The 24,579-nt window shown below is 26.1% G+C and carries 27 protein-coding genes; 3 read left to right on the plus strand and 24 right to left on the minus strand.

Annotated features, from left to right (window positions below; all coding sequences use genetic code 11):
- Positions 1-69 precede the first annotated feature (69 nt).
- Positions 70-1,428, plus strand: a complete 1,359-nt coding sequence (locus T352_RS0102425; RefSeq protein ID WP_051615756.1) for a dicarboxylate/amino acid:cation symporter — start codon at positions 70-72, stop codon at positions 1,426-1,428.
- A 384-nt stretch (positions 1,429-1,812) separates the two neighbouring features.
- Here the strand turns inward: T352_RS0102425 and T352_RS06205 are convergent, their stop codons facing one another.
- From T352_RS06205 to T352_RS0102475, 10 genes are all read right to left on the minus strand, one after another.
- Positions 1,813-2,949, minus strand: a complete 1,137-nt coding sequence (locus tag T352_RS06205) for a deoxyribodipyrimidine photo-lyase (RefSeq protein ID WP_051615757.1) — start codon at positions 2,947-2,949, stop codon at positions 1,813-1,815.
- Entirely contained in the window at positions 2,930-3,739 is an 810-nt protein-coding gene (locus T352_RS06210) for a DUF1295 domain-containing protein (RefSeq protein ID WP_162151117.1), read from the minus strand. The genes T352_RS06205 and T352_RS06210 overlap by 20 nt, the downstream gene beginning before the upstream one ends.
- Before the next feature lies 1 nt (position 3,740).
- The gene (locus T352_RS0102440; RefSeq protein WP_026391621.1) at positions 3,741-5,519 is read right to left on the minus strand and encodes a DegV family protein; all 1,779 of its coding nucleotides are present in this window, start codon (positions 5,517-5,519) and stop codon (positions 3,741-3,743) included.
- On the minus strand, positions 5,516-5,917 hold the full coding sequence (locus T352_RS06215) for a DUF2177 family protein (RefSeq protein ID WP_162151118.1): 402 nt from the start codon (positions 5,915-5,917) through the stop codon (positions 5,516-5,518). The genes T352_RS0102440 and T352_RS06215 overlap by 4 nt, the downstream gene beginning before the upstream one ends.
- A gap of 167 nt (positions 5,918-6,084) precedes the next feature.
- Positions 6,085-6,492 (minus strand): GNAT family N-acetyltransferase, encoded by a 408-nt coding sequence (locus T352_RS06220; RefSeq protein WP_051615759.1) that lies wholly within the window; start codon positions 6,490-6,492, stop codon positions 6,085-6,087.
- A gap of 81 nt (positions 6,493-6,573) precedes the next feature.
- The gene (locus tag T352_RS0102455; protein WP_026391622.1) at positions 6,574-7,488 is read right to left on the minus strand and encodes an epoxyqueuosine reductase; all 915 of its coding nucleotides are present in this window, start codon (positions 7,486-7,488) and stop codon (positions 6,574-6,576) included.
- Positions 7,478-7,933 (minus strand): VanZ family protein, encoded by a 456-nt coding sequence (locus T352_RS0102460; protein WP_162151119.1) that lies wholly within the window; start codon positions 7,931-7,933, stop codon positions 7,478-7,480. The genes T352_RS0102455 and T352_RS0102460 overlap by 11 nt, the downstream gene beginning before the upstream one ends.
- A gap of 7 nt (positions 7,934-7,940) precedes the next feature.
- Entirely contained in the window at positions 7,941-8,498 is a 558-nt protein-coding gene (locus T352_RS0102465) for a beta-class carbonic anhydrase (protein WP_162151120.1), read from the minus strand.
- A 40-nt stretch (positions 8,499-8,538) separates the two neighbouring features.
- Positions 8,539-9,207 carry an alpha/beta fold hydrolase gene (locus T352_RS0102470; protein ID WP_035344810.1) on the minus strand — a complete coding sequence of 223 codons (669 nt, stop codon included), beginning with the start codon at positions 9,205-9,207 and terminating at the stop codon, positions 8,539-8,541.
- A 4-nt stretch (positions 9,208-9,211) separates the two neighbouring features.
- Positions 9,212-9,745, minus strand: a complete 534-nt coding sequence (locus T352_RS0102475; RefSeq protein WP_026391626.1) for a P-loop NTPase family protein — start codon at positions 9,743-9,745, stop codon at positions 9,212-9,214.
- 120 nt (positions 9,746-9,865) lie between these two features.
- On the opposite strand from T352_RS0102475, the gene T352_RS0102480 reads away from it, so the two are divergent.
- Both T352_RS0102480 and T352_RS0102485 read left to right on the plus strand, forming a co-directional pair.
- The gene (locus T352_RS0102480; RefSeq protein ID WP_026391627.1) at positions 9,866-10,681 is read left to right on the plus strand and encodes an undecaprenyl-diphosphate phosphatase; all 816 of its coding nucleotides are present in this window, start codon (positions 9,866-9,868) and stop codon (positions 10,679-10,681) included.
- Between the two features lie 115 nt (positions 10,682-10,796).
- A complete protein-coding gene (locus T352_RS0102485) occupies positions 10,797-11,645 on the plus strand; it encodes a hypothetical protein (protein WP_026391628.1) in 849 nt (282 codons plus the stop codon).
- 64 nt (positions 11,646-11,709) lie between these two features.
- Here T352_RS0102485 and T352_RS0102490 read toward each other — a convergent pair whose 3' ends face one another.
- The 14 genes from T352_RS0102490 to T352_RS0102555 are packed head-to-tail and all read right to left on the minus strand — an operon-like array spanning position 11,710 to position 24,557.
- A complete protein-coding gene (locus T352_RS0102490) occupies positions 11,710-12,012 on the minus strand; it encodes a DUF898 family protein (RefSeq protein WP_162151121.1) in 303 nt (100 codons plus the stop codon).
- 26 nt (positions 12,013-12,038) lie between these two features.
- Positions 12,039-13,484 (minus strand): lipopolysaccharide biosynthesis protein, encoded by a 1,446-nt coding sequence (locus tag T352_RS0102495; protein ID WP_026391630.1) that lies wholly within the window; start codon positions 13,482-13,484, stop codon positions 12,039-12,041.
- On the minus strand, positions 13,478-14,302 hold the full coding sequence (rfbD, locus tag T352_RS0102500) for a dTDP-4-dehydrorhamnose reductase (protein ID WP_026391631.1): 825 nt from the start codon (positions 14,300-14,302) through the stop codon (positions 13,478-13,480). Before rfbD ends, T352_RS0102495 begins: the two co-directional genes overlap by 7 nt.
- Before the next feature lie 7 nt (positions 14,303-14,309).
- Complete coding sequence (rfbB, locus tag T352_RS0102505) at positions 14,310-15,329, minus strand: dTDP-glucose 4,6-dehydratase (protein WP_026391632.1); 1,020 nt, start codon at positions 15,327-15,329, stop codon at positions 14,310-14,312.
- Positions 15,326-15,892 carry a dTDP-4-dehydrorhamnose 3,5-epimerase gene (rfbC, locus tag T352_RS0102510; protein ID WP_162151122.1) on the minus strand — a complete coding sequence of 189 codons (567 nt, stop codon included), beginning with the start codon at positions 15,890-15,892 and terminating at the stop codon, positions 15,326-15,328. The genes rfbB and rfbC overlap by 4 nt, the downstream gene beginning before the upstream one ends.
- An 11-nt stretch (positions 15,893-15,903) precedes the next feature.
- On the minus strand, positions 15,904-16,788 hold the full coding sequence (gene rfbA, locus T352_RS0102515; RefSeq protein ID WP_026391634.1) for a glucose-1-phosphate thymidylyltransferase RfbA: 885 nt from the start codon (positions 16,786-16,788) through the stop codon (positions 15,904-15,906).
- Positions 16,785-17,960: a hypothetical protein gene (locus tag T352_RS0102520; RefSeq protein WP_162151123.1), complete on the minus strand. Its 1,176-nt coding sequence runs from the start codon at positions 17,958-17,960 to the stop codon at positions 16,785-16,787. Before T352_RS0102520 ends, rfbA begins: the two co-directional genes overlap by 4 nt.
- Positions 17,960-18,847 (minus strand): glycosyltransferase family 2 protein, encoded by an 888-nt coding sequence (locus T352_RS06225; RefSeq protein WP_162151124.1) that lies wholly within the window; start codon positions 18,845-18,847, stop codon positions 17,960-17,962. Before T352_RS06225 ends, T352_RS0102520 begins: the two co-directional genes overlap by 1 nt.
- Before the next feature lie 55 nt (positions 18,848-18,902).
- Positions 18,903-19,997 carry a glycosyltransferase family 4 protein gene (locus T352_RS0102530; RefSeq protein WP_026391636.1) on the minus strand — a complete coding sequence of 365 codons (1,095 nt, stop codon included), beginning with the start codon at positions 19,995-19,997 and terminating at the stop codon, positions 18,903-18,905.
- A 34-nt stretch (positions 19,998-20,031) separates the two neighbouring features.
- Positions 20,032-20,706, minus strand: a complete 675-nt coding sequence (locus tag T352_RS06230) for an HAD family hydrolase (protein ID WP_162151125.1) — start codon at positions 20,704-20,706, stop codon at positions 20,032-20,034.
- Positions 20,693-21,658, minus strand: a complete 966-nt coding sequence (locus T352_RS0102540; protein ID WP_026391637.1) for an ATP-grasp domain-containing protein — start codon at positions 21,656-21,658, stop codon at positions 20,693-20,695. The genes T352_RS06230 and T352_RS0102540 overlap by 14 nt, the downstream gene beginning before the upstream one ends.
- Entirely contained in the window at positions 21,645-22,313 is a 669-nt protein-coding gene (locus T352_RS06235; protein WP_051615769.1) for a sugar transferase, read from the minus strand. The genes T352_RS0102540 and T352_RS06235 overlap by 14 nt, the downstream gene beginning before the upstream one ends.
- A complete protein-coding gene (locus tag T352_RS0102550; protein ID WP_026391638.1) occupies positions 22,310-23,425 on the minus strand; it encodes a DegT/DnrJ/EryC1/StrS family aminotransferase in 1,116 nt (371 codons plus the stop codon). The genes T352_RS06235 and T352_RS0102550 overlap by 4 nt, the downstream gene beginning before the upstream one ends.
- On the minus strand, positions 23,418-24,557 hold the full coding sequence (locus tag T352_RS0102555; RefSeq protein WP_026391639.1) for a glycosyltransferase family 4 protein: 1,140 nt from the start codon (positions 24,555-24,557) through the stop codon (positions 23,418-23,420). The genes T352_RS0102550 and T352_RS0102555 overlap by 8 nt, the downstream gene beginning before the upstream one ends.
- Positions 24,558-24,579: the final 22 nt, after the last annotated feature.

Consider the following 24,579-nt stretch of genomic DNA (forward strand, 5'->3'; position numbering starts at 1 on the left):
CATATCATTTTATCTTTTTAGATATTAGTAGTAAAATTAGATAGATTAATATATTAGGAGGGTTAATAAATGTTTGATAATTACAAAATAGATTCGTGGCAAAAAGGTGTTTTATATCTTGCTACAATACTTATTATTGCTTTAATCTTTTTTATGGGAAAGAAAAAAGTAAAGTTTAGTTTAAGAATACTAACTGGTTTATTACTTGGTGCTTTAGTCGGTTTAACACTTGGTAAAACTACTACTATCTATAATGGGAATACTACTACCATTATTGCAACTATAAGACCAATTGGTAATTTATATTTAAGGTTAATACAAATGGTTGTAGTACCTCTTGTGTTTACAGCAATTATAAAGAGTTTTACAAGTCTAGAAGATACTAATAAACTTAAAAGAATTGGTTTAAAAACACTTTTCTGGCTTTTATTTACAACAGCAATTGCGACAATAGTTGGTTTCTTGTTCGCATATATTCCAAAACTTGGAACAGGTTTTGTTACAGAACCGGGAACAACAGTTAGACCAATTGAACCAATTGAAAATGTTATTTTAGGATTCTTCCCAAATAATATTTTCCAAGCATTATCAACAAATGTGATTATTCCGGTTGTTGTTTTTGCAATTTTTATATCAGTTGCCTTTATTATTGAACGAAAAAGAAATAAAGAAAGAGTTGAGCCATTCATTAACTTTAACAATGCTTTAAATCAGTTAATGACTAGAATTACAAAGTTTGTTATTAAGTTAACTCCATACGCAGTATTTGCATTTATCGCCTATGCTACTTCTAGAAACAATTTTGAAACACTTAAACAATTAGGTTTCTATATTTTACTAATTCATGGCGCAATGTTATTCCATTTTGTTTTTGTTCAAATGGGATTACTTGCAGCAAATAAAGTAAATCCAATAAAATGGATTAAAAACTTCTATCCAGCAATGACAGTTGCTTTTACTACTCAAAGTAGTTATGGAACTATGCCAGTTACAATTAAGACTTTAGAAGAAAATGTTGGGGTTAGTCCTAATATTGCAAACTTTGTAGGTCCAGTTGGCGCTAATGTTGGATTAAATGCATGTGGGGCAATATTTCCTGCAATGCTTGCGGTGATTACTGCAAATGCATATAACATTGAGTTTACGTTTGTTCATGCAATCTTACTTGTTGTAACAACAGTTATTGCCTCAATTGGTATAGCCGGCGTTCCTGGTATTGCAACTATTGCAGCAACCGTAACCCTTGCCTCCCTTGGTCTTCCACCAGAAGGAATTGCATTAGTTATTGCAGTTGATCCATTAGTTGATATGGCACGAACAATGATTAATGTCGTTGGTACTGGAGTTGCAGCAACTTTAGTTGCTAAAAGTGAGAAAGAATTTAGCGAAGAAATTTTTGAAAGTCCAAACGTTTTAAATCAAATTTAATCAAAACTTTTTATTTAATAAAAAAGTAACCATACTTTCTATTAACTTATTTAACATTTTATGTTAATAAATAATAATTAAGTTGGTTACTTTTTTTATATCATTATATTTAATTGTTGGAAATAATAGATTATATTTATAACAACTTATCTATTTTTTTTACCTTTGTTAGATAATTATCCATTTTAAACTTTCTTGTTAATCCTTGCTCGTTCATATATCTTAATTTACCGAAAATTGGTCTTTCAATAAATGGTCTATCATGCTTACCAAAGCACCACGCAAAGGCAGCAAAACTATTAGCATCTCTTCCGTCAATTAAATATTTATTATTTAAATATTTAATAGTTTCATATGCATCATAATAATTATCGGTCCATTCGATTATTTTTTTCCGAAATACATTCTAAGATAATTAGGAAGATAGCCAGTTATGATCATCTCTTTCATTAATGCATTAAAATATTTATCATGAGTATTAAAATTAGTATAATCAGAAACTGTATAAAGTTTAATTCTTTTATCATTTTGATGATTAAGTAAGGTTTCTTTTACCCAAGGTTCTGTAATATAATAGAAATTATCGTAATTTTCGTTATAATAAACAAAATTATGAGCAAGTTCTCTTCTTACTATTAATTGCTCTACAAATAAATTAAAATTTGTAGCATCAATCAAAGATTTAGAAAGTAATTTTTCTAACCTATCATATATTTCTAAAACAGAGATTTGACCAAAATGAATATACATTGATAGTTTAGAAGTTAATTCTAAGGATGGATCACTACTTTTATAATAATTTTTTAATTTATTTAGATAAAAATCATTAAAATGCTTTACTGCATTACTATATCCCCCGCGATAAAGCGGGCTAACTTTTACTGTTTTATCAATTAATAATTTATTAATTAATAGAGCTATATCAATCTCACTAAGACTAATTAAAAGTTTATTTTTATTTTCAATTTTTTCTAATGTGTAAAAATCTCGGAAGTTTTCAAGTACTTTAAAAACTTTAGGTCTAATAGTATATGCCCCATATTCAATTTTATTTGATAGTATACTAACAGGAATTAATAAATCTGTATCAATTAATTCAACATATAAATCACTTTCATTTTTGTCTATATATTCCATCATATCAGTTTTTATTTTTCTACTAAATCGCAAAACACCCTTATCAAGAAAAAGCGCTTGAGCATTTTTAAGTAATTCTTTAATTTCTTCAACTGGGTCACCAATTTTCAAAATAAAAGAAATATTTAACAATTCAAGTTCTTTAACAACTTCACTTAAGCCTTCTAACATAAAAGTATAATGTCTTAGATTAGCTTCAGGAAAATTATCAGTTAAGCAAAAATAAACTGCTAATGGTAATTCATATTTATTAGCATATTTAATTGCTTCATTTAAAGCGTGATTATAATTAATTCTTGCTGATTGTTGCATATGATATAAGACATAACTTCGTTTAGTTATTCTATTATTATCATTTAGTATTTCACTTCTTAGTTTGTTCATCATATTTCACCTTTTTACTTGGTAGAGGAAAAAATATTGATGTTCTTTTTGCATATTCTTGATATAAAAGATTATCTTTATATCTCTTTTCAAGAAGTGGTACACCACTTACAAATAACAATAATAACGTAATTACTAATGGTCCAACCAAACTTAATAGTGTAATTAAATTATTTATATTAATTGCAGCAATACCAAGACCTATCCATAGCAAACTTTCTCCAAAATAATTAGGGTGTCTTGTATACTTAAATACTCCTTTAGTTAATATTTTCCCCTTGTTTAATGGATTTTTTTTGAACTTTTTCAAACTAGAATCAGCAACCACTTCAAAAGTAAAACCAATAGCAAATAATAAAACCCCAAATATAAAAATTATATTTTCAAAAATGCCTAAATTACTTTTAACATATAGATTTGAAAAATATATCGGTGTCGCAACAACAAAACAAAGAGTTGCTTGAAGCATAAATACTTTAAAATATGAATTGATTAAAACTTTATTTTTCCATTTTTTTCTCATGTTTTGATATCTGAAATCTTCTTCTTTATTCCAATTTCTAATAAACAAGTAGAAAGATAATCTAAGACTCCAGATTAAGACTAATAAATTAATAATCAACTGATATATGCTAAATTCTTTACTTAAAATAAATGAACTTACTGCAACAACTAAAAATCCTAGACCCCAACCAATATCTACTAGCCCATTATTTTTTTTGAAAGTAGCTATTAAAAACCATATTGTAAAATAGACAATAAGACTTAAATAAATATATAAATAACTCATGTTAATCCTCCATAATATATCCAACAGCAATAGATCCATCACCCGAGTTTAGTGCTACAACAGATGATATTCCCTCAATATATTCTTCTTCAAAACCTAATAAATCAACTAATTTATTTTTTAAATATAAAACATTTTTCAAATTTCCCTCGTGAACTATTGCATATTTTAAGATTTTATGTTCATCGTGATCTTGTTTTATCATTTTAATAATATTTTTAAGATTCTTTTTCTCTCCTAAAGATTTACCTAAAACAACACCTTCTCCATTCTTATCAATCGAAACGATTGGCTTTAATCTAAGTATTTTTGCAATAAATCCTAAACTTTTTTTAATTCTTCCACCTTTAACCATATTATCCAATGATTTTAAGTGAACTAAAATTTTTATCTTGCTTTTTAATATATTTAACTTTTTTTCTATTAAATCAAGTTCTAAATTATCGGAAATTAAATTTGCCGCACTCTTAACTAAAAGCCCTTGTGCAACACTATTTAAGTTTGAATTAATTACTTTAATTTCTAACTCTGGGAAATCTTTTTTTACTAGATTAAAAATGTTATTAGTCCCACTCATCTTACTTGAAACAGTAATTACTATAAATTTTTTATAATACTCTTTTAAGTAATCAAATAAACTTCTAATTCTTAAAAGGCTAGGTGCAGCAGTTTTAGGAAACATTTTGTTGCTTTTGATAACTGTAAATAAATATTTATTATTAATAGTTAACTTATCCAAATAAGTTACATTATCTAATTCTATTTCTACTGGAAGTACTTGGATTTGATTTATATCTATAAATGATTTTGGTAAATCTGCAATTGAATCTGTAATCAAACAGATGTCATTTTTTCTTTGATATTTAAGTTCATGTTGATTTTTCATATCATCAACTTTGGTTTCAACAATTGACGATTTTTCACTTAATATATTAATTAAAGTATCAGGATTATTAGTATGAATATGAAGTTTTATATATTTATCAGTAATTCCAACTACTATAGAAGAACCAAGCGAACCCACACTTTTAATCAATTCATCTTTACTTAAACTTGTATTAATTAAAACTTCAGTACAATATCTATGTTCCAGATCTTCGATATTTTCATCGTGGGATGATATATCATCGTACTTTTCGAATTGATTTATGTTATTTCCAATTACGTTATCATATAGAATACTACTTATAAAACCATCAAGGAAAATAATAAATCCTAATGCTCCAGAATCTACAACATTATATTTTTTTAATATTTCTAATTCTTCTTTAGTATTTTCGAGTTCCATTTTTAAGATATTGTATGAGGTAATAAGTTTTTCTTCTACACTATTATTTTTACTTTGTTCGATTTTTAAAAGATTAACCCACTTTCTCATTAACGTAATAATAGTTCCTTCTACTGGGTTTTCAAGTGAACTATAAGCAGTTAGAAAACCATTTTCCATTTGCTCAATTAATTTATCAAATGTTAAATATTCAAAATTAACATTTATACTTAGTCCATAAAAAAACTGTGAGAAAATAAGACCTGAGTTTCCTTTTGAACCAATAAGTGCAGCTTCACTTACTGAGATTAAAGTCTCTTTCAAGGTATTTTCTATTTTAGATCGGTTTATTATTGATTTCATCAAAGAAGCTAGATTACTGCCAGTATCAGCATCTTTAACAGGAAAAACATTAATTTTATCAAGATAATTTTTTGCATTTAAAACTAAATTAGCACCATTAACGAAAGCTTTATGAATTTCTTCTTTGTCAATTAAAATTTCTCTAGTCAATTAAATATCCCCCTATATATCAAATAAGTTAAAATTGCTGTTATATTAGCAATTATTACACCATAACTTAAATCAACTAATACAACATTTATTTTGAAACCTTTTAAAGTTGAAAAATTAGTTAAGTCATATGTTGCATAAGTCACTAAGCCAAAAAGGCTTGCTTTTAAAATTAATTTAACTAAATTTTCGTCTATGTTTGGCATTATAACAAAAATTACTAATGAAACAATAAAAATTAAATAAAATATTATTGCTGAAAGATAATTAATCTTTTCCTTCATTAGAAATCCAATTTGGTTTTTATAAAAGTTTTTTGCAACAAAAACTAACCAAATAATGTCAAATACCAAAAAAACAGTTAATGCGATTATGAATAATTTTAAAAATAACAACATAAGAAACACCTCTTTCTATTAAATTTATTTTACTATTTATAAATATTTTTTATATTAACAATTAATCTTAATTTGAAAATACCTTTATTCATAAAATTTAGTTAAAAATAAAAGACTTTTTAAAACATATTTTAGATATTAAAAAGTCTTTTCATTCAATTATTTTTTTAAATTTTTTTCATCATAAAGTATTCGTATTTTTCATCAGATAACTCATAAGAGGCAATAATACTATAGCCTAGTTGAAGATAAAAATCTCTACCTTGCCAACTAAATGTATCTAATCGAATTACATTTACTCCTTCAAATTTAGCGCGTTCTTCCATATAGCTTATTAAAGCTTTACCAAACCCGTGCTTTCTATATTTTTCTGATACAAATAATGTTTCAATATACATTACTTTGTATGCTTCTAATTTAGCGGTTATTCCAGCTACTAAATTATTTTCCTCGTCATAGTAACCATAGCTAATTTTTTTGTTAAAATCCACATTAGTTTCTAAGACATCAAAAGTGTGCAATCCGGACTCTAGCGTCCTCTGGTCTTCGTCATTCATTTCTCGCATGACTAACATTTAATATTTCTTCTTTCTAGATGTTAATATCATCTAGCCTTATTATATGCTTTAATTTTTGTTTTGTAAAGTGGTTTAATTTTATAATGATATATCAATTTTTTCTAATTTTTCTAAGATGTTTTTAGCATCTTTTTTATACCAAAATGGATACTTGTCGCTTATTAGTGTTTCTTTAATTTTTTCGTTAAAACTAGTATTTTTTTGTTTTAAAAGAATCGTTAAAGCATTTCTTAAAAGGAGCGTTTTACCACGCCATGTATAGGCGTGTTTGCCGTATTTAGCTAAAAACTCTTTATTGGTTAAATCAAATAAATCATTAATTAAAACATATGCTGTTGGTTTGGCTAAGAAGGCTTCAGTTCTTGTTACATTAATACCTTTATTTTTAGGACAAACTCGCTGACAAATATCACAGCCTAAAAGTAGGGTATTTTTTGAGATTTCATAATCCGTCAAACTTCTTTTTTGTTGGTTATAACTACTAATACATTTACTTGAATCAAAGCCCTCAAATAAAGCATTAACTGGGCATGCTTTAATACATATAGTACATGATCCACATGAATCGGTATTTTCTTTTCTAACTTCTTTATAATGATTTTTAGTTAAGACTAAACCAATAAAAAAATAACTACCAAACTCTTTATGAATCATTAAATTGTTTTTGGCATGATAGGCCATACCTGTCATTTCAAGACATTTTTGTTCAATAATTGAGTGATTATCAGATAGTGCCAAATACTCTTCATCGATATCTTTTAAAGTCTCTTTCATTAGTTCTTTTATTACATCATGATAATCATAGCCATAAGTATACATTGATGCTGTTAGGCTATCTTTTTCATGTTTTAAATAAACATTGGGATAAGCAAGACCAACAACAAAGATTGACTTATAATCATCTAATAGTTCATCTTTTCTATATGTTTCATATCTTTTAACATCAATTACGCCAACAAAGTCAAATGCCTCTTTTAATTTTTCATAAATCATCTAAATGCTCCTTTCTTTTAAAGCTTAAAAATAAGATTAAAGTTATTGTAAATACACCAGTAAAATCAATAGTCGAGTCAAATAGACTTGCTCCTCTACCATCTACAAAAAGCTGAATGCCTTCATCTAGTAGGGCTGTAATTGCTCCATGAATTAAGGTTAAAATAAAAGTTTTATTTAGTTTAAAATAGTTTTTATAGATAAAAAACCAAATAAATCCTAAAATAAAAAACTCGGTAAAATGAGCAAGCTTTCTTACTATTAAATGTAGGAGATCTAAGTCTATATTTATATTAATTGTTCTCAGTATATTATTTATTATATTAACAATTTTTAAGCTAAAACCCCCTGATGTGTTATCAGAAAGCATTGACTGTGAAAAAATAAATAAATTAAAGCTAAGTCCAATTATTAAAATTATTATTTTAAAGATTTTATTTTTCATGAATACCTCACAAGTCATCATAGACTAATTCTAATTTGCCATTAGTAGGATCAATAATTAATCCGTAAACTTTAATATCCCTTGGAATTAAAGGATGATTCTTAATTGACTTAACTGTACTAACTACACTTTCATTTACAGAATTGAATCCTTTAAGCCATTTTTCTAAATCAAAGCCACTATCAATTATCTTTTTTACTTCGTTTTTGTCTATTCCTTTACTATATCCTTTTTCTAATGTTTTACTACTATCTAAATTGCTCATCCCACAATCATGATGAGCAATAATATATACTTCATCTATATCAAATTCATAAATTGCAATTACAATACTTCTAATTGTATTACCAAAGGGATGAATTACTGAAGCTCCGGCATTTTTAATAAACTTAGCATCACCATCTTTAATATTTAAAGCCTTAGGAAGTAATTCTGTTAATCTTGTATCCATACAAGAAACAATTACAATCTTCTTATTATCTTTTCTAATCTTAGTGTATTTTAAATACTCTTTATTTAAGACAAACTCTTCATTAAAGTTCATTATTTCATCTAGTCTTCTCATGTGTTCTCCTTAAAAATTTAAAACAATTATATCATATCTGTTATTTTAGATAATCAGATATTATTTCGTTAATTATTAAAGGTTTTTTTGTAATAGCAAAGTGATCAAAATCAGATTTTAAAACAAGTTTTGAATTTTTAATATTTTCACTAATTTTTTTTGTATGACTTTTCTTAATTTCTTCTTTTTCTCCAGCAATAATTAAAAAGTTATTATCTATCTTAGATAAATCACTATATTTAAGTTTAGGATTACTTCCCATTAGATAATACAAATAATACTTTTTTCGGTTAAAGAAAAAATAAAAGTATTCTTTAATCTTTATAGCCAATAAAACACTTAACTTAAAACCAAAAGGATTAATATTACCGCTTATAGCAACCCCTTTATCGATTAAATTACCATGCTTTAGAGCTAGGTGGTATAAAATGTTAGCACCGTCTGAAAAGCCGATAAAACTGGCCTTTTTGATATTTAATTTAGCTAATATATTTGAAACATCACTTGCAAGTTCAAAAAAATTATACTTTGCATAAGAGTTATTACTCATCCCGTGCATAACTGTATCAATTAAGATTAATTGATACTTATCTTTAAAATAATCAATTTGATTAATAAATATATTAGAATCTTCCCCATTACCATGAAGAAACACTAATGGCTTACCCTCACCAATTATTTTATATCTGACTTGTCTTTTATTTTTCATTTTTTTATGCTCTTTCCTTAAAATCAAAAATACCAATTTCTTTTAAATAGTTATTTACCTTTTTTCTATTTTTAAAAGTAATAACCTTTTTAGTTCCATACTTATTTTTTAACTCTTTATAAAATTTTCTTCGTTTAGAACTTCTACTTTTAAATAAAACCCAGTAAATAAATGATAAGTCTAATTTTTCCAAATTTCCCTCAGTCATACTATTTCTTGTTTTATTATTATATTTAATTCTTCTTCTAATTAGCCCATATAAACATTTAAATCTATTAAAATTAAAGATAAATATTTTATCTGAATAAACAAATCTATCTATTACTAAATTACTATAATTTCCATCAATAATAAATGATTCTTTGTTATAGACAATATCTTCTAACATCAAAACTTTTAAGTTGTGATCTCTCAACTTCCAATTTGGTAAGAAATTAAGTTTATCTAAATAGGTTTCTTCTATTTGATAATGTTTTGCTAATTTATAGGTGAAACTGCTTTTGCCACTTCCACTATAACCAACTACACAAATTTTCAAAATGACAACACCTCATTTTCTTACTTTAATTATATTTTTAATGCTTAAAATATTCAACTGTTATTTGAATAATACCCAATTATATAGTATACTATTAATTAGTAAAAAAGGAGTTTTTTTATGTTGGAAATAATAAAATATATTATCTTAGGGATAATTCAAGGAATAACTGAAGTTTTTCCAGTCTCAAGTAGTGGACATTTAATAATTTTTAGTAATGTATTAGGTCTAGATTTAACCAATCTAACAATATTCTTAATGATTACTAATCTTGGATCATTTATTGCTTTACTATTTTTCTTTAGAAAAGATATTAAGGAATTAATTACTAAGTTTTTGGTTTTTCTCTTTAAAAAAGAAAAAAGAGAAGATTTAGAAATAAAAGAGGGTTTTAATTATAGTATTAAATTAGTAATATCGGTAATACCAGTTGGTATACTTGGACTACTATTAGAAAAACATATTAAAAGTAATATGTTAGTTGTAGGACTTGCCTTACTAGTTACTGGAACATTGTTACTTATTATGTTTTTACTTAGAAATAGAGAAGTCAAAAATGAAATTACCTATCAAAATGCCTTTGTAATTAGTATCTTTCAAGCAGCAGCAATTATTCCAGGTATCTCTAGAAGTGGAATAACAACAGTTGGTGGACTTAGTCAAAAAATAAATATTAAAGACGTTTTAAAGTTTTCATTTTTAAGTTATATAGTAATATCAGTACCAGTCTCAGTTAAAGGGATTATAGATTTAGCAGGTGTTAAAGAAAGTATTAATCTTTTAGGTTATATACTAGCATTCATCTTTAGCTTTATTGCGACATTTATTACTGTTAAAATACTATTTAAGTTTGTTAAACCTAAAAACTTAATTTGGTTTTCTATTTACTGTTTCTTAGTTGGAACTTTCTCAGTTTTATGGTTTATTTTTAATTAAGATGATAGAAATGATTGTTTTTCTAACATCTTTTTTTATTGTCTATTTAGACATCTTATTTTTATTTTTACTATGATATAATAAAGATAATCAAATCAAGGGGGGGATTATTAATATGAAAAAAAGAAAACATTCATTAACTTTTATTGTTTTACTTTCTTCTTTAGTCGTTGTAATTATTATTACTTCACTACTTATTTTTGTTAAAAGGGATAAATTCAACGATGCTTTTTTTAATATTTTATATGAGATAAATAAGGCTTTAATTCTAACCACAATTTTTGGTACAATTACTAAACTTATTTCAGATGAAATATTTAAAGTGAAAACTAATGATACTAAAATGCGTCAACTTGGTATCCATTCTATCGGTGAGGGAAAATTAGATAAAAAGCAAACAAGAATAATGTTTGGTGGCAAAGGATATGAATACCCAAGTGAACTAAAATTTTGTTTTATATCTGGAGTAGTTTTTATTAAGGTATTTACTAAAAATATTATTGAGGCGATTAAAAATGGTTGTCATGTGAAAATATTGATTGCCGATCCAATCAAGTCACACGATTATTTAGCACGAGCAAACACGGTAAATAATCAAAATGGAGAATATGGTTCATACATAAATCAATGTCATACTACCATTCAAATGGTTGAGGAGATAAAAAATTATATTAAAGAACATGATCTTACTGGATCAATTGAAGTTAGACATTATATAGATGAGTATCGTTATAATTTTAGAATTGCCAAATTCTATCATAATTTAAATGACGAAGTAATTAAAGCTTGGATCAATTTTCAACCTATTAATAAAAATGCCATAGATCAATCCTTAACTGTAATAGGAAATTATGATGAGGAGTATTTAAAAGACACTAACTCAAGAGTCTCAAGAGAAAGTAATAATATCGTACTGTCATTAGATGAATCATTTGATATGCTTTGGGATATATATAAAAAATAAAAAAGTACCGTTCATACACCAAATAAATTCTTGGTGTTAGGTACTTTTTTATTTTAAATTAATATCATCTAAAATGAGTGTACTTTGTAACCCATTGTTTCATTTTAATATTTAACCAGAAAGCATAGATACCTAGAGTTATTATAGTAAGCAATAACCACTTAATGTAATTAGCAAAAAGACCGCCACCAGTTCCATGAAACTCTAACTGCCTACCATCTATTATTGTATGATTTGCATACCATGTTTCTTTAATTACTACTGCCCATGGATAGGCAATTCCTAATGTAAATACTGTTATGATTATTTTTATAATCCATATACCTATGAGGCCTAATAAGCCACCTGTGAATTTTGATTCAACCATTTTTCTCTCCTTTTAATTTTCATTTATTAAAAATTATTATTTTCTTTTAAAACCTTCCCCTTTTTAAAATACTTAATAATCTCAAATATTTCCTTAATATAAAATATCAGTGAGATTATTATAATACCTATTAAATAAATAAACATTGAAATTACTAAACTTTCAATAAATATCATTAAATAGAATAGCAGCGATGATACAACTATATATAGTACTTTCTTGTAATCTCTTGTTTTTAAAGTTTTTTGGAGAATTATATCTGTTGACAAAAACATAATGAATTGTGTAAATACAGATATAACAGAGATTAAAATTATATCTTTACTTATGAAAAAATATGTGATAATCATTAAAACAACTAATAATACTACATTAATTATTCCAATAATAAGAAAATCAACATTTTTATCAATCGCCTTATAATAATTGTGCTTAATCACACTAATTGATGATGTTAACGCAATTCCAGGACAGAGAATAAAAAATATTTTCAACGAATACAAATATTCAGGTAAAATTATTTTTATCAAATAGCTTAGAGGGTAAAAAAATACTATTGCTAAAAAAATCAAAACTATAATCCCATTATCAAATTTATTATATGATTTTTTTAACATTATCATATCACTTTTTCTAAGGGTTGGATATAATACTAAACTAATTGCTGTTAAAAAAACACTTGTAAATCCAATTAATGTAAAGGCAAATGAAAAATTAGAAAATACAGCGGGAAATTTTTCAATCGGATAAACTATTTCAATAAATTGCTTTGGTAAATTTGACATAAACATTATTATTAAATTTGAAAATAAAAGAGGTATCCCCAAATTAAACATAAATTTTATGTCTTTAAAATCATCTTTTATTTTACCATTATTATTTACAAAAGTAATATCTTTATACGTAATCATATACCAAGATAAAAGAACTAAATTAATAATGGTCGAAAATAAGATAAACACTAAGTAGTTATCTATTTTTAGTAGTAAAAAGAATCCTATGAGAAGTAAATTAAAAATTGTAAAGACTATATTCCTAAACGCAAATTCTTTAAATCTTCCTGTTATTTGTGAAATGAATTGATAATATGAAGTTAAATTCAATATTATTAAATTTGCTGATACTAACATCATTATTACCTTCCTGTCTCCATTCAGTGATAGACCAAAAATAAAAATTATCAATGAAATGATCAACTGTGTTAAAAATAAAAATTTAGTATACTTAGAAAATTTATTTTTATCTAAATCTTCGTATTTTTTACCTCCATAAAATAAGTATATTCCATCAATAAATCCAAAATGAAAAATCCCAACATAAGAAACATATAGTAAAAATAACTTGTAAAAACCATAATCTTGTTGTGAAAAGATAAGTGGAACAAAAAATATAGTTGCAATACTTGAAAGCAATTTTACTCCATTGCTTAATATAACTAATAAAACATTTTTTCCAAATTTTTTATCTACCATTTGTCTAGTTCATTAAGGTAGTGCCTTAAAGCATCTTTCCAGTCCCTCATCTTAATGCCTTCCATTCTTGAATTAAGAGGCCTTAAAGCTCTTGTTGGATAATCTCTAGTTAAAATCTTATTTACAGTAACATTTTTATTACTTTGTAAAAATATTTCTTTTGCAAAGTCATTCCAACTACAAAACTTATCGTTTGTCACATGATTAATTCCATATTTCTTATTTTTTATTAAGTCCCATATCATATAAGATAAATCATATGTATATGTTGGTGAACCCATTTGATCACTAACTACAGATAACTCATTTCTTGTTTCAGATAGTTTTAACATTGTTTTGATAAAATTATGACCATTTATGCCAAAAACCCAAGATATTCTAAGAATATAATAATCTTTTATTTTATTTATAACCTCTTGTTCGCCTTGATACTTAGTTAGTCCATAATAGTTAACTGGATTTGGAACATCATTAGGTTTAAAAGGCGCCTCTCCATTTCCATCAAATACGTAATCGGTACTAATATACATAAATTCAGAATTAATTTCTTTTGCTGAATCAACTAAATATCTTGTTCCAAGTACATTTATGTTATAGCATAAATCTTTATTATCTTCTGCTTTATCTACCTGTGTATATGCAGCACAGTGAATAATATGTGTTGGGTTATAGTTTTTAACAAATACTTTAACATCTTCTTCAACTGTTATATCTAATTCTTTAATATCTATTCCTAAATGTTCAATATTTTTTTCTTTTAGTACACGAATAACATCATATCCTAACTGTCCATTGGAACCTGTAACTAATACCTTCATTTAATCACTATCTTTCTTTATACATTTCTTCATAGTAATTTTTATAATCACCATTTATGATGTTTTGCCACCATTCTTTATTATCTAAATACCATTGTATTGTTTGTTTAATGCCTTCATCAAACATTATTGTTGGTTGCCAATTAAATTCTTTAATCGTCTTTGCTGGATCAATAGCATATCTTAAATCATGTCCAGCTCTATCAGTAACAAATTTAATTAATGTTTCAGGCTTACCTAATTGTTTTAAAATTGTTTTTACGATTTCTAAATTTGTTCTTTCATTATTTCCACCAATATTATAAACTTCGCCATCTTTACCTTCATGTAAAATAATATCAATTGCTGCACAATGATCTTTAACATGTAACCAGTCGCGAACATTTTCTCCCGTCCCATAGACAGGTAAATCTTGATCATTTAATGCTCTTGATATAATTAACGGAATAAGTTTTTCAGGAAAATGATATGGACCATAATTATTTGAACATCTAGAAATGGTTACTGGTAATTTAAAAGTTCTATTATATGCTTGTACCATCAAATCAGCTGACGCCTTTGATGCTGAATATGGACTTGAAGTATTAATTGGAGTTTCCTCAGTAAATAACAAATCAGGTCTATCAAGTGGAAGATCCCCATAAACCTCATCTGTTGACACTTGATGAAACCTCTTAATTCCATACTTTCTACATGCATCCATTAAAACTTGAGTTCCAATTATATTAGTTTGTAAGAATATCTCAGGATTAGTAATAGATCTATCAACATGTGATTCTGCTGCAAAATTTACAACATAGTCAAATTTGTATTCTTCAAATAACTTATACACTAACTCTCTATCACTTATACTCCCTTTTACAAAATCTATTTCATTATTCTTTAAAAGTGAATCTAGCGTTGATAGATTCCCTGCATATGTAAGTGCATCTAGACAGACAAGTTTATAATCTGGTCTTTTTTTTCTCATATAGTATAAAAAATTACTTCCAATAAATCCTGCCCCACCTGTTACAAGAACTTTCATTTTTTTTCCTCCTCATATATAAATAATATATCACTTTTTTCATATGATATTGCGTTTTTGTCTTTATCAGATAATATAAAATTATCAATTCCCCAATCTATATCAAATAATATATCATTGTACTTAATGCTTCTATCATGCTCTTTAGAATAATATTCATCTACTTTATATTGAACCTCAACATCATTAGTTAGTGTTACAAATCCATGAGCAAAACCTTTTGGAATAAGTAATTGTAATTTGTTATCTTCCGACAACTCAACAGCAAAATGTTTTAAATATGTAGGTGAATTTCTTCTTAAGTCAACTGCTACATCTAATATTTTACCTTTTGTGCATCTAACTAGTTTTGTTTGTGCTTTTGGTTCTGTTTGCAAATGCAATCCTCTTAAAACACCTTTTTCTTTACTATAAGAGTGATTATCTTGAATAAAGTCAATGTTTATACCAATTTTTTTGAAACTTTCTTTATTATAACTTTCTGTAAACCAGCCTCTATTATCACCAAATACATTTGGTTCAATAATAAATAGATCATTTATTCCAGTTTCTATTTTTTTCATTTTAACCACTCCTAATATTTTATTATTCCACTTGCTACTTTTCTTAAGTGCTCACCATATGGAGATTTACCATACTTTTTTGCTGATAATAATAACTTATCTTTATTAATCCAACCTTTTATATATGAAATTTCCTCGGGTGCTGAAATTACTAGTCCTTGTCTATGTTGTACCGTTTTAACAAAATTTGAAGCTTCATTTAATGAATCCATTGTGCCAGTGTCCAGCCAAGCAAATCCACGTCCTAAAAGTTTAACATCCAAATTTCCTTTTTCTAAATATATTCTATTCAAGTCAGTTATTTCAAGTTCTCCTCTTTTACTTGGTTTAACTTGTTTTGCATACTCAACAACTTTATTATCATAGACATAAAGACCTGTAATTGCATAATTTGATTTTGGATTTTTTGGTTTTTCTTCTACTGAAATAACTTTATTGCTATCATCAAATTCAACTACCCCAAATCTCTCTGGATCTTCAACATAATATCCGAAAACGGTAGATTTTCCATTTTTTTGATTTAATACTGCTTCCCTTAAAATAGAACCTAAACCGTTCCCATAAAATATGTTATCACCTAAAATCATTGTACATGGAGATCCATTTAGGAATTCTTCACCAATTAAAAATGCCTGTGCAAGTCCATCCGGAGATGGTTGAACTTTATAGTTTAATTCAATTCCTAAATCACTCCCATCACCTAATAATTTTTCAAAATTAGGTAGATCTTGTGGAGTTGAAATAATCAATATTTCTTTAATACCTGCTAACATTAATATTGACAATGGGTAATATATCATTGGCTTATCGTAAATTGGTAATAATTGTTTACTTGTTATCATTGTTAGTGGATATAAACGGGTTCCACTTCCCCCAGCTAAAATAATTCCTTTCATAATGTAAAAATCCTTTCTTTTTTATAGGTAAAAGTCATAACTACTATAAATAATATATAGCCAGTTGAAGAATATAGCAACGGATTAGTGTATGCAATTATTAGATAACTAATTAAAGTAATTAATAGCCACAAATAACCTTCCTTTTTTGATATTAATATAGATAGATAAATAAGAAATATTGTAAAAAATGAAAATCCTACGATCCCTAATTGTCTCAACAAGTCCCAATAAGATAGTTCTACAATATTTGTAAATTTATCTATGCCTGTAGAAAAGAAATAAGAACTAAGTCCTTGTCCAAAAATTAATATTTTAGTATTACTTAATAGTAATAATATAGATTCTAAATGTCCTGTTCTAACCGAATCACTATCTCCTTTTCTAAGAAATATATCTTCAATTACATAAATAAAATCATCCAAAAATAATATAATAAAACCTATTGATAAAAACAAAATTATAAACTTTAATGTTTTTCCTTTTTTTATAAATATTAGATAAAAGAAACAAACAAAAATTGATACAAAAAAATTTGCTCTTGTTCCAGTCAACAAAATTGAAATTAATGATAATATTGACCAAGTATAACTATTTTTGTTTAAGGAATATAATAATAGTAATAGTAGTAATGGCGAAGATTTAAAGAAAATTAAATATCTGAATGCTAATTGATTTGAGTCTTTTCCAATCATAGCATTTTCAGTTTTAGTAAACCACTGTGTTAGAAAGTTATTATTTAAATCAACAATATTAAAATAATCTAATAAGACCAAAAAAATAATTATAAAAGACAATATTTTTAAAGTATTCAAAACAATCGCCATAAAATTAATTTTAAACCTTCTTATTGCAATTGATATTAATAGTAGATATCCCGTCAAACCTCGTGAAATTACACCAATAACATCACTTGAATTTGTAATAAATGACAAAAGAATAAAAAATGTAGGCATTAAAAATGCAAATATAAACTCATTTTTTGTGATATTAAAATTTTTCGGATTATAAAACAAAGTTATAACAATTATTAAAAAAAAGGAAATGTTTTTAAGTCCAAATGTTCCTGCCGGAAGAAATATACATGCAAATGAAAATATATACAATAGGATTGAAACTAATATTCTTATTAAATCTAGTTTTTTAAAGTTTCTACCTCTAATATAAAACATCAAATCTTTCCTTTACTAATTAAAAATTTAAAATATATTTTTTCAACTGGTGATAACACAGTCTTGAATTCTTTATAAAACTTTTTTTTAGATTTTTTGTTTTGATCATAATTAGCTAGTAATTCCAAATATTCTCTGTTTTCATTTGATACTGTTTCACTATAATTTTCTAATAAGCTTATTCCAATTTTTTTACGTGAGTTATCACTATTTTTGAATGTCTTAATAACTCTTTTCATTGTTTTTATTATACCATTTTTAGCACCTATTACATTGTTTTCATGTTGTCTATATAGCATTGTACTGTCATAGTCCTTTATTACCTTGCCATGAAGGCTTATTATTTTATGAGTCATCCAATCGTGTATATCAACTTTCCCATTATATTTTCTTAATAAAAGAATACTTTTATAATTAAAAACAAATGTACATCCTGGAGATAATGACTTAATAAGAGCTCTCTTAGGATTTTCAATGTATTCATAATCTTTTTTATCATCCTTTATAACATTTAAATTTGAATCTACAATTTTTACATTAGACATATATAATAATGGCATGTTTTTATCTTCTTTGACTAATCTTTTTACTGATTTTTCTATTTTATCTTTTAGCCAAAAATCGTCTTGATCACAAAAAGCATAATAGTCTGAGTCCGAAGCATTTTTTATTAATTCCCAAAAACTCTCTGCTACACCTTTATTTTTACCCGAATAAAATAATATTTTTCCTTTTTTTTGCTCTTCATCTAAAATTTTCAAAGTGTTATCAGTTGAGCCATCGTCACGTATATAAATCTTTATATTTTTATAAGTTTGATCATATAAGCTCTCCAGTTGTTTTTTTAAAAATTTTTCACCATTGTACGTAGATAATAATATGGTCACTTTATACTCATTCATAATTTTTTTATATGGATCTTATTCCATATATTCCTCCTACTTAATTTATTTTATTAATTTGCTTGATATATTCATCAACAACAATCTTTCTAGAAAAATTAGATGAAACAAAAACCCTTCCTTTTTGACCCATAATTTTCTTGTCATTGTAGTCCATTAGATAGAAAAATTCTATTTTATCACACAAATCCTCTTCATCTTTTACCTCACATAATATTCCCGTTTCATTAGCAATAAATGTTTCTTTAATACCAGCTACATTTGTACCAATTACTGGTCGTTCAAGTGCCTGAGCTTCTAACATAACATTAGATAATCCTTCGTGATACGAAGGTAAAACAATACAATGCGATTCATTAATTAGTTTTTCAGGATTAGTAACAAATCCAAAAAATTTGATAATATTATTTTTTTGAAGTTCTTCCACTATATTGATATAGTAACTTTCTATATCACCAGCAACATGAAACTCAATATTATCTCTGAACTTAGTTTTTAATTTTTGTGCCGAATATATGTATTCTTCAAATCCTTTATCTTTCATAATTCTTCCCAAGAAGAGAAATTTTATTGGCATATTATTTTCAGGGTATTCAACCGGTTTAAAATTAGTAATATTTACACCAGAACCTGGAAGTACTGAATATGAATTAAGTTTTAATATTTCTTTGTTAAAGAGGATAGAGTTTGTAGAATTTTCAAAGAAAACATGTTTATTGTTTTTAAACGATTTTCTATAGAGGAATTTTGTAATTAAAAATAATAGTCCTTTTTTTTGAAATGAAGTGCCTAATCCACTAACTCTTGAAATAATGGGAATATTAAATTTATTTGCTACTATTGATCCATATATATTTGGCTTAATTGTGAAACTAAAAATCACATCTGGTCTGGACTCCTTGATGATCTTTTTATAGCTATTTAACAGTTTCAAATCATTAAATATATTTTTTCCTCTTCTTTGTATTGGTGAATAATAAATTTTTACAGGAAGGTCGATAAAATAGTTGTTTCTACTATCTAAAGGTAATATAATTTCTAGAATATTTCCATTTTTTATTATTTCTTCAATTATTTCTAAAGTAAATCTATATGCAAAATCATCTGAATTATATATCATTAATACTTTTTTCATATATACTTTCTCATTTCTTTATTAATAAATATTATCATATCAATTCATCTAATGAACTGACGATTAAGTCTGGCTCTATATCATCTAAATACTTTAATTTTGAATATAATCCATTTCTATTTATCTGAACCGTAAAAATAGGATAATTTCTTTTTATTGCAAAATCTTTTAAAGGATTATCACCGATATACACCATTTTTCTATAATCAATCTCAAAATAATTTTTCATTTTTTCAAATGATAATGGATGTGGTTTCCAAAACTCTTTCCCAAGTTCATCAGTCACTATAATATAATCTACTATTTCATCCAATTTTAAATAATTAATTTTATTTCTTTGTGTTTTCTTAAATCCATCAGTAATAATACCTATTTTTTTATTATTTTTTCTTAAATATTTTACTACAATTAAGAAATCATCATATAATTTAATTTGGGGAGAGTGCTCTCTAAATTTTTGAACTAAGTTTTCAATATATATGTCATCATATTTCAAATTAAAGAAGTCTAACGTTTTATTAAATATTTTGGGGAATCCCAATTCATAATAATATTGAAACTTACCAAACAAATCTTCCTCATGGATTTTTTTATCCTGAGAAATAATCTTTGAGATAAATTTAAAACCACTTAAATTAAATTGCGACTCTGATATAATTGTGTCATCTATATCAAAAATGATTAGATCAAAATCACTAATTTTCATCATTAATTACAATACTCGAGTCAAATCTAAGATAAATTTGGTTCTCTATAAAATCATTATTATAGTCAAGTTGATCCCCATTAAGAATTCTCAGTAGATTTTTACATGAGTTTGCTCCACTCATAATACTCATTGGAGCACCACCACCAAATCTTGGATTAATCTCTATAAAATAAATATCGCTTTTAGTTTTAAATAATTGTATTGTAATATGACCTATCGGTTTCATTATTTTAACTAATTTAGAAACTTCATCAATTATTTTATTGTCTCTAACTATCTTCCCCTTAGATATCTCCCCACCTCTAGTTTCAATTCTTAATCTTGGAACGACTGAAACAATTCTTGAGTTGAAGTCACAAAATACATCTACAGTATACTCATCCCCCACTATATTTTGTTGTATTATAGGTGTTTTAATAATATCTAAATATGATTTTAGTTGATTAAAATCTGTAACTTTAAATGCATTTATACTTGAACTACCTGAAATTGGCTTAATAAATAATGGGAAATCGTTTTCTCTTATTTCTTCTTCAGTTTTAAATCGTTTAGGCATTTTAAATCCATTTTCCTCTAAAAAGTCTTGGGTTTTATTTTTATCTCTACATATTTTTATCAAATTTTCATTCGAAATCAGAACCTTAGCTCCAGTTGACTTCTCAATAAATTTCTTGTTTGTTGATAAAGGTAATAATTCGGTATCAATTGTAGGAATAATTAATGATATATCATGCTTTAATGATATATTAATTATTGTTTCTATAAAAGTTGGACTTTCAATTCTTGGTATAACTTCTTTTTCATCAGAAAAGAATAATGATGGCGCATAACTGGAAGCATCTGCACAAATTATCTTACCTTTTAATCCTAGTTCATTAATAGCTTCCTTAAACAATTTAACAAGTTCAACTCTACGTCCTGAACTTAGTATCAAAATATTAAATGTTTTCATTAGTTCCCTCCATTTTTGTTTGATTTTGATTATCATTGTTTCCAGTGAAATATTCCATAGTCTCATGATTGTTTGAGTTAATATCCGATCTTTTTAAAACCTTAAAAATAGTTTTAAAAAAGATTTTCAGATCTCCAATCATAGTAATTTTTGATATATATTGGTTATCCAAAATAAATTTTTCATCCCAACTTATAGCATTTCTACCACTAACTTGTGCAAGACCAGTTAATCCGGGTCTAACCAAATGTCTTTTTTTTTGATTGGCATTATATAGGGGAAGGTATTGAACTAGTAATGGTCTAGGACCTACAATACTCATATCACCTTTTATAATATTTAATAATCCTGGTAATTCGTCTAAACTGGTTGATCTTAATGTTTTTCCAAATTTAGTTAATCTTATTTCATCAGGAAGTAAGCACCCATTTTTGTCTTTTTCATCGGTCATGGTTCTAAATTTATACATCTTAAAAATTTTTTCATTTTTCCCTGGTCTATCTTGTTTAAATAAAATTGGGCCACCCAGTTTAATTCTAACCAATATCCCAACAACGATAAATACTGGACTTAAAATAATTAACGCAATAATAGAAAAAATAAGATCTATAGGTCTTTTTAAAAACATTTCATATAATGTTTTTTTTCTTTTTATTTTCTCCATAGACTTCTAATTACCCTAATTACTCTTTCCAAATCTTCATCAGTCATTTTTGTATCACTTGGCAAACAAACACCATTTTCAAATAATTTTTGTGATACCGTTGTACCAATAAAATCATAATTTTCAAAAATTGGTTGCAGATGCATTGGTTTCCAAACTGGTCTAGATTCAATATTATTTTCTTCTAATTTCACCATCAAATCAATCGGTCTTATTTTTCCACTAAGCTGAATTACAGTTAACCAATGATTTGATCTTTCCCATAGGTTTGAAGGAATAAATGTTATATCTTTCAAGTCTTTTAGCGAATTTCTATAATATTCATATATGTATCTTTTTTTACTAACCCTATGCTCTAAAACCTTTAATTGACCTCGTCCTATTCCGGCAACTATATTGCTCATTCTATAGTTATACCCTAATTCAGAATGTTGATAATGTCTTGCTTTATCTCTTGCCTGTGTAGACCAAAATCTTACCTTTTCTACTTTTTCACTATTTTTTGAAACAAGCATTCCACCACCAGAGGTAGTTATAATTTTATTTCCATTAAATGAGTATATTCCAAAATCTCCAAAGGTTCCTGTATGCTCACCCTTGTAAATTGTTCCTAAACTTTCTGCTGCATCTTCGATTAATATGATTTTATTTTTTTGACAAATTTCTTTTATTTTATCCATTTGTGCAGATATTCCATATAAATGAACAATTATTACTGCTTTTGCATTTGGATATTTGTCAATTGCCTTTTCAAGTTCAATTGGATCCATGTTCCAAGTTTCCCATTCACTGTCAACAAATACAGGAATTGCACCTTGATATATGATTGGATTTGCTGTCGCAGAAAAAGTAAGTGTTTGACAAATAACAATATCGTTTTTCCCTACACCTGCTGCAATTAATGCCATGTGTATCGCTGATGTCCCTGAATTAAGTGCTGCTGCATTTTCAATACCTACGTATTCAGAAATTTCTTTTTCAAATAAATTAACATTTGCACCAAGAGGAGCAACCCAATTAGTATCAAATGCTTCTTTGACAAATTTTTCTTCATAACCTTCATCACTCATATGTGGTGATGCTAATAATATTTTTTTATTCATTATTTTTACCTCTTATAGTATATTTTATTTCAACATCTTCGTATGCCTTAAGAGTTTTTTCCATCATGATTTTAGATGTAAATCTCTCATGCGCAAACTTTTGTCCGTTTATTGCTAATTCATTTTTTAACTGTTTGTTGTTCATCAATAACTCTATGTAATTGGTCAATTCTTTTATATTTTCATTTTCAAACAAAAATCCCGTTTCATTATTTATTATTTGCTGTGATGCTCCTTCAATTCCACTTCTAATTACAACCGTTTGGGATAACATCGCTTCAATGGGAACCAATGGAAATCCCTCTTGTCTTGAAGGCAAAATTAAACAATCAAATGCTTTATAGTAGTTTATTGGGGAATTAAAGTCTCTTATATGTAAAAGACCTTTAATATTATAATTACTAATTATTTCTTTCAAATAAGAACCTTCACCTAGTAAAACAACTTGGTACTTTTCATCAATGTCTTCCAATGAACTTAATAATATATCTATTCCTTTTCTATAAGAAAAACTTCCTACAAATCCAATTGTAAAAATATCAGGATCAATATTTATCTCTTTTTTATATATCTTTTTATCATAATTACTAATATAAAAGTCTGTAGAAACACCATTATATATTTTAATTATATCTTCACCTTTGTAGCCATAAGTATATTCCAATTCTTTTTCTAATTCATCACTAATTGCTATTACTTTATTTGCCATTCTGTTTAAAGGATGTTTGGGAATACCTATAATATGATGAGTAGTTATAAACTTATATTTTTTATTAAAAAACCTCATAATTGCTGGTATATATGTTGTAACAGGATAATGACAGTGAACAATATCTGTCTGATTTTTTCTAATAAACCTTGAAACTTTAGGATAAACAAGTATATATTTAAATAGCATAAATATTTTTCCTATAAATGTATTATATTTTTTTAATGGGAATTTCACAATATAATGATTAATACCTTTTGATTTTGATTCATTAAATAGATCTATATCCGATTTTTTTTTGGATGGTCCAGCCGAAATAATTGTAACATCATGTCCTATTTTAATTAATTCACTTGCTAATGTATACATATGTGTTGTTGACCCCTCAGCGGGCAAAAATCTTGCTAAAAAAACTATTTTCATTATTATCACCTTTATTTTAAAA

It is taken from the genome of Haploplasma modicum ATCC 29102, assembly GCF_000687835.1.
Lineage (GTDB): Bacteria > Bacillota_I > Bacilli_A > Acholeplasmatales > Acholeplasmataceae > Haploplasma > Haploplasma modicum.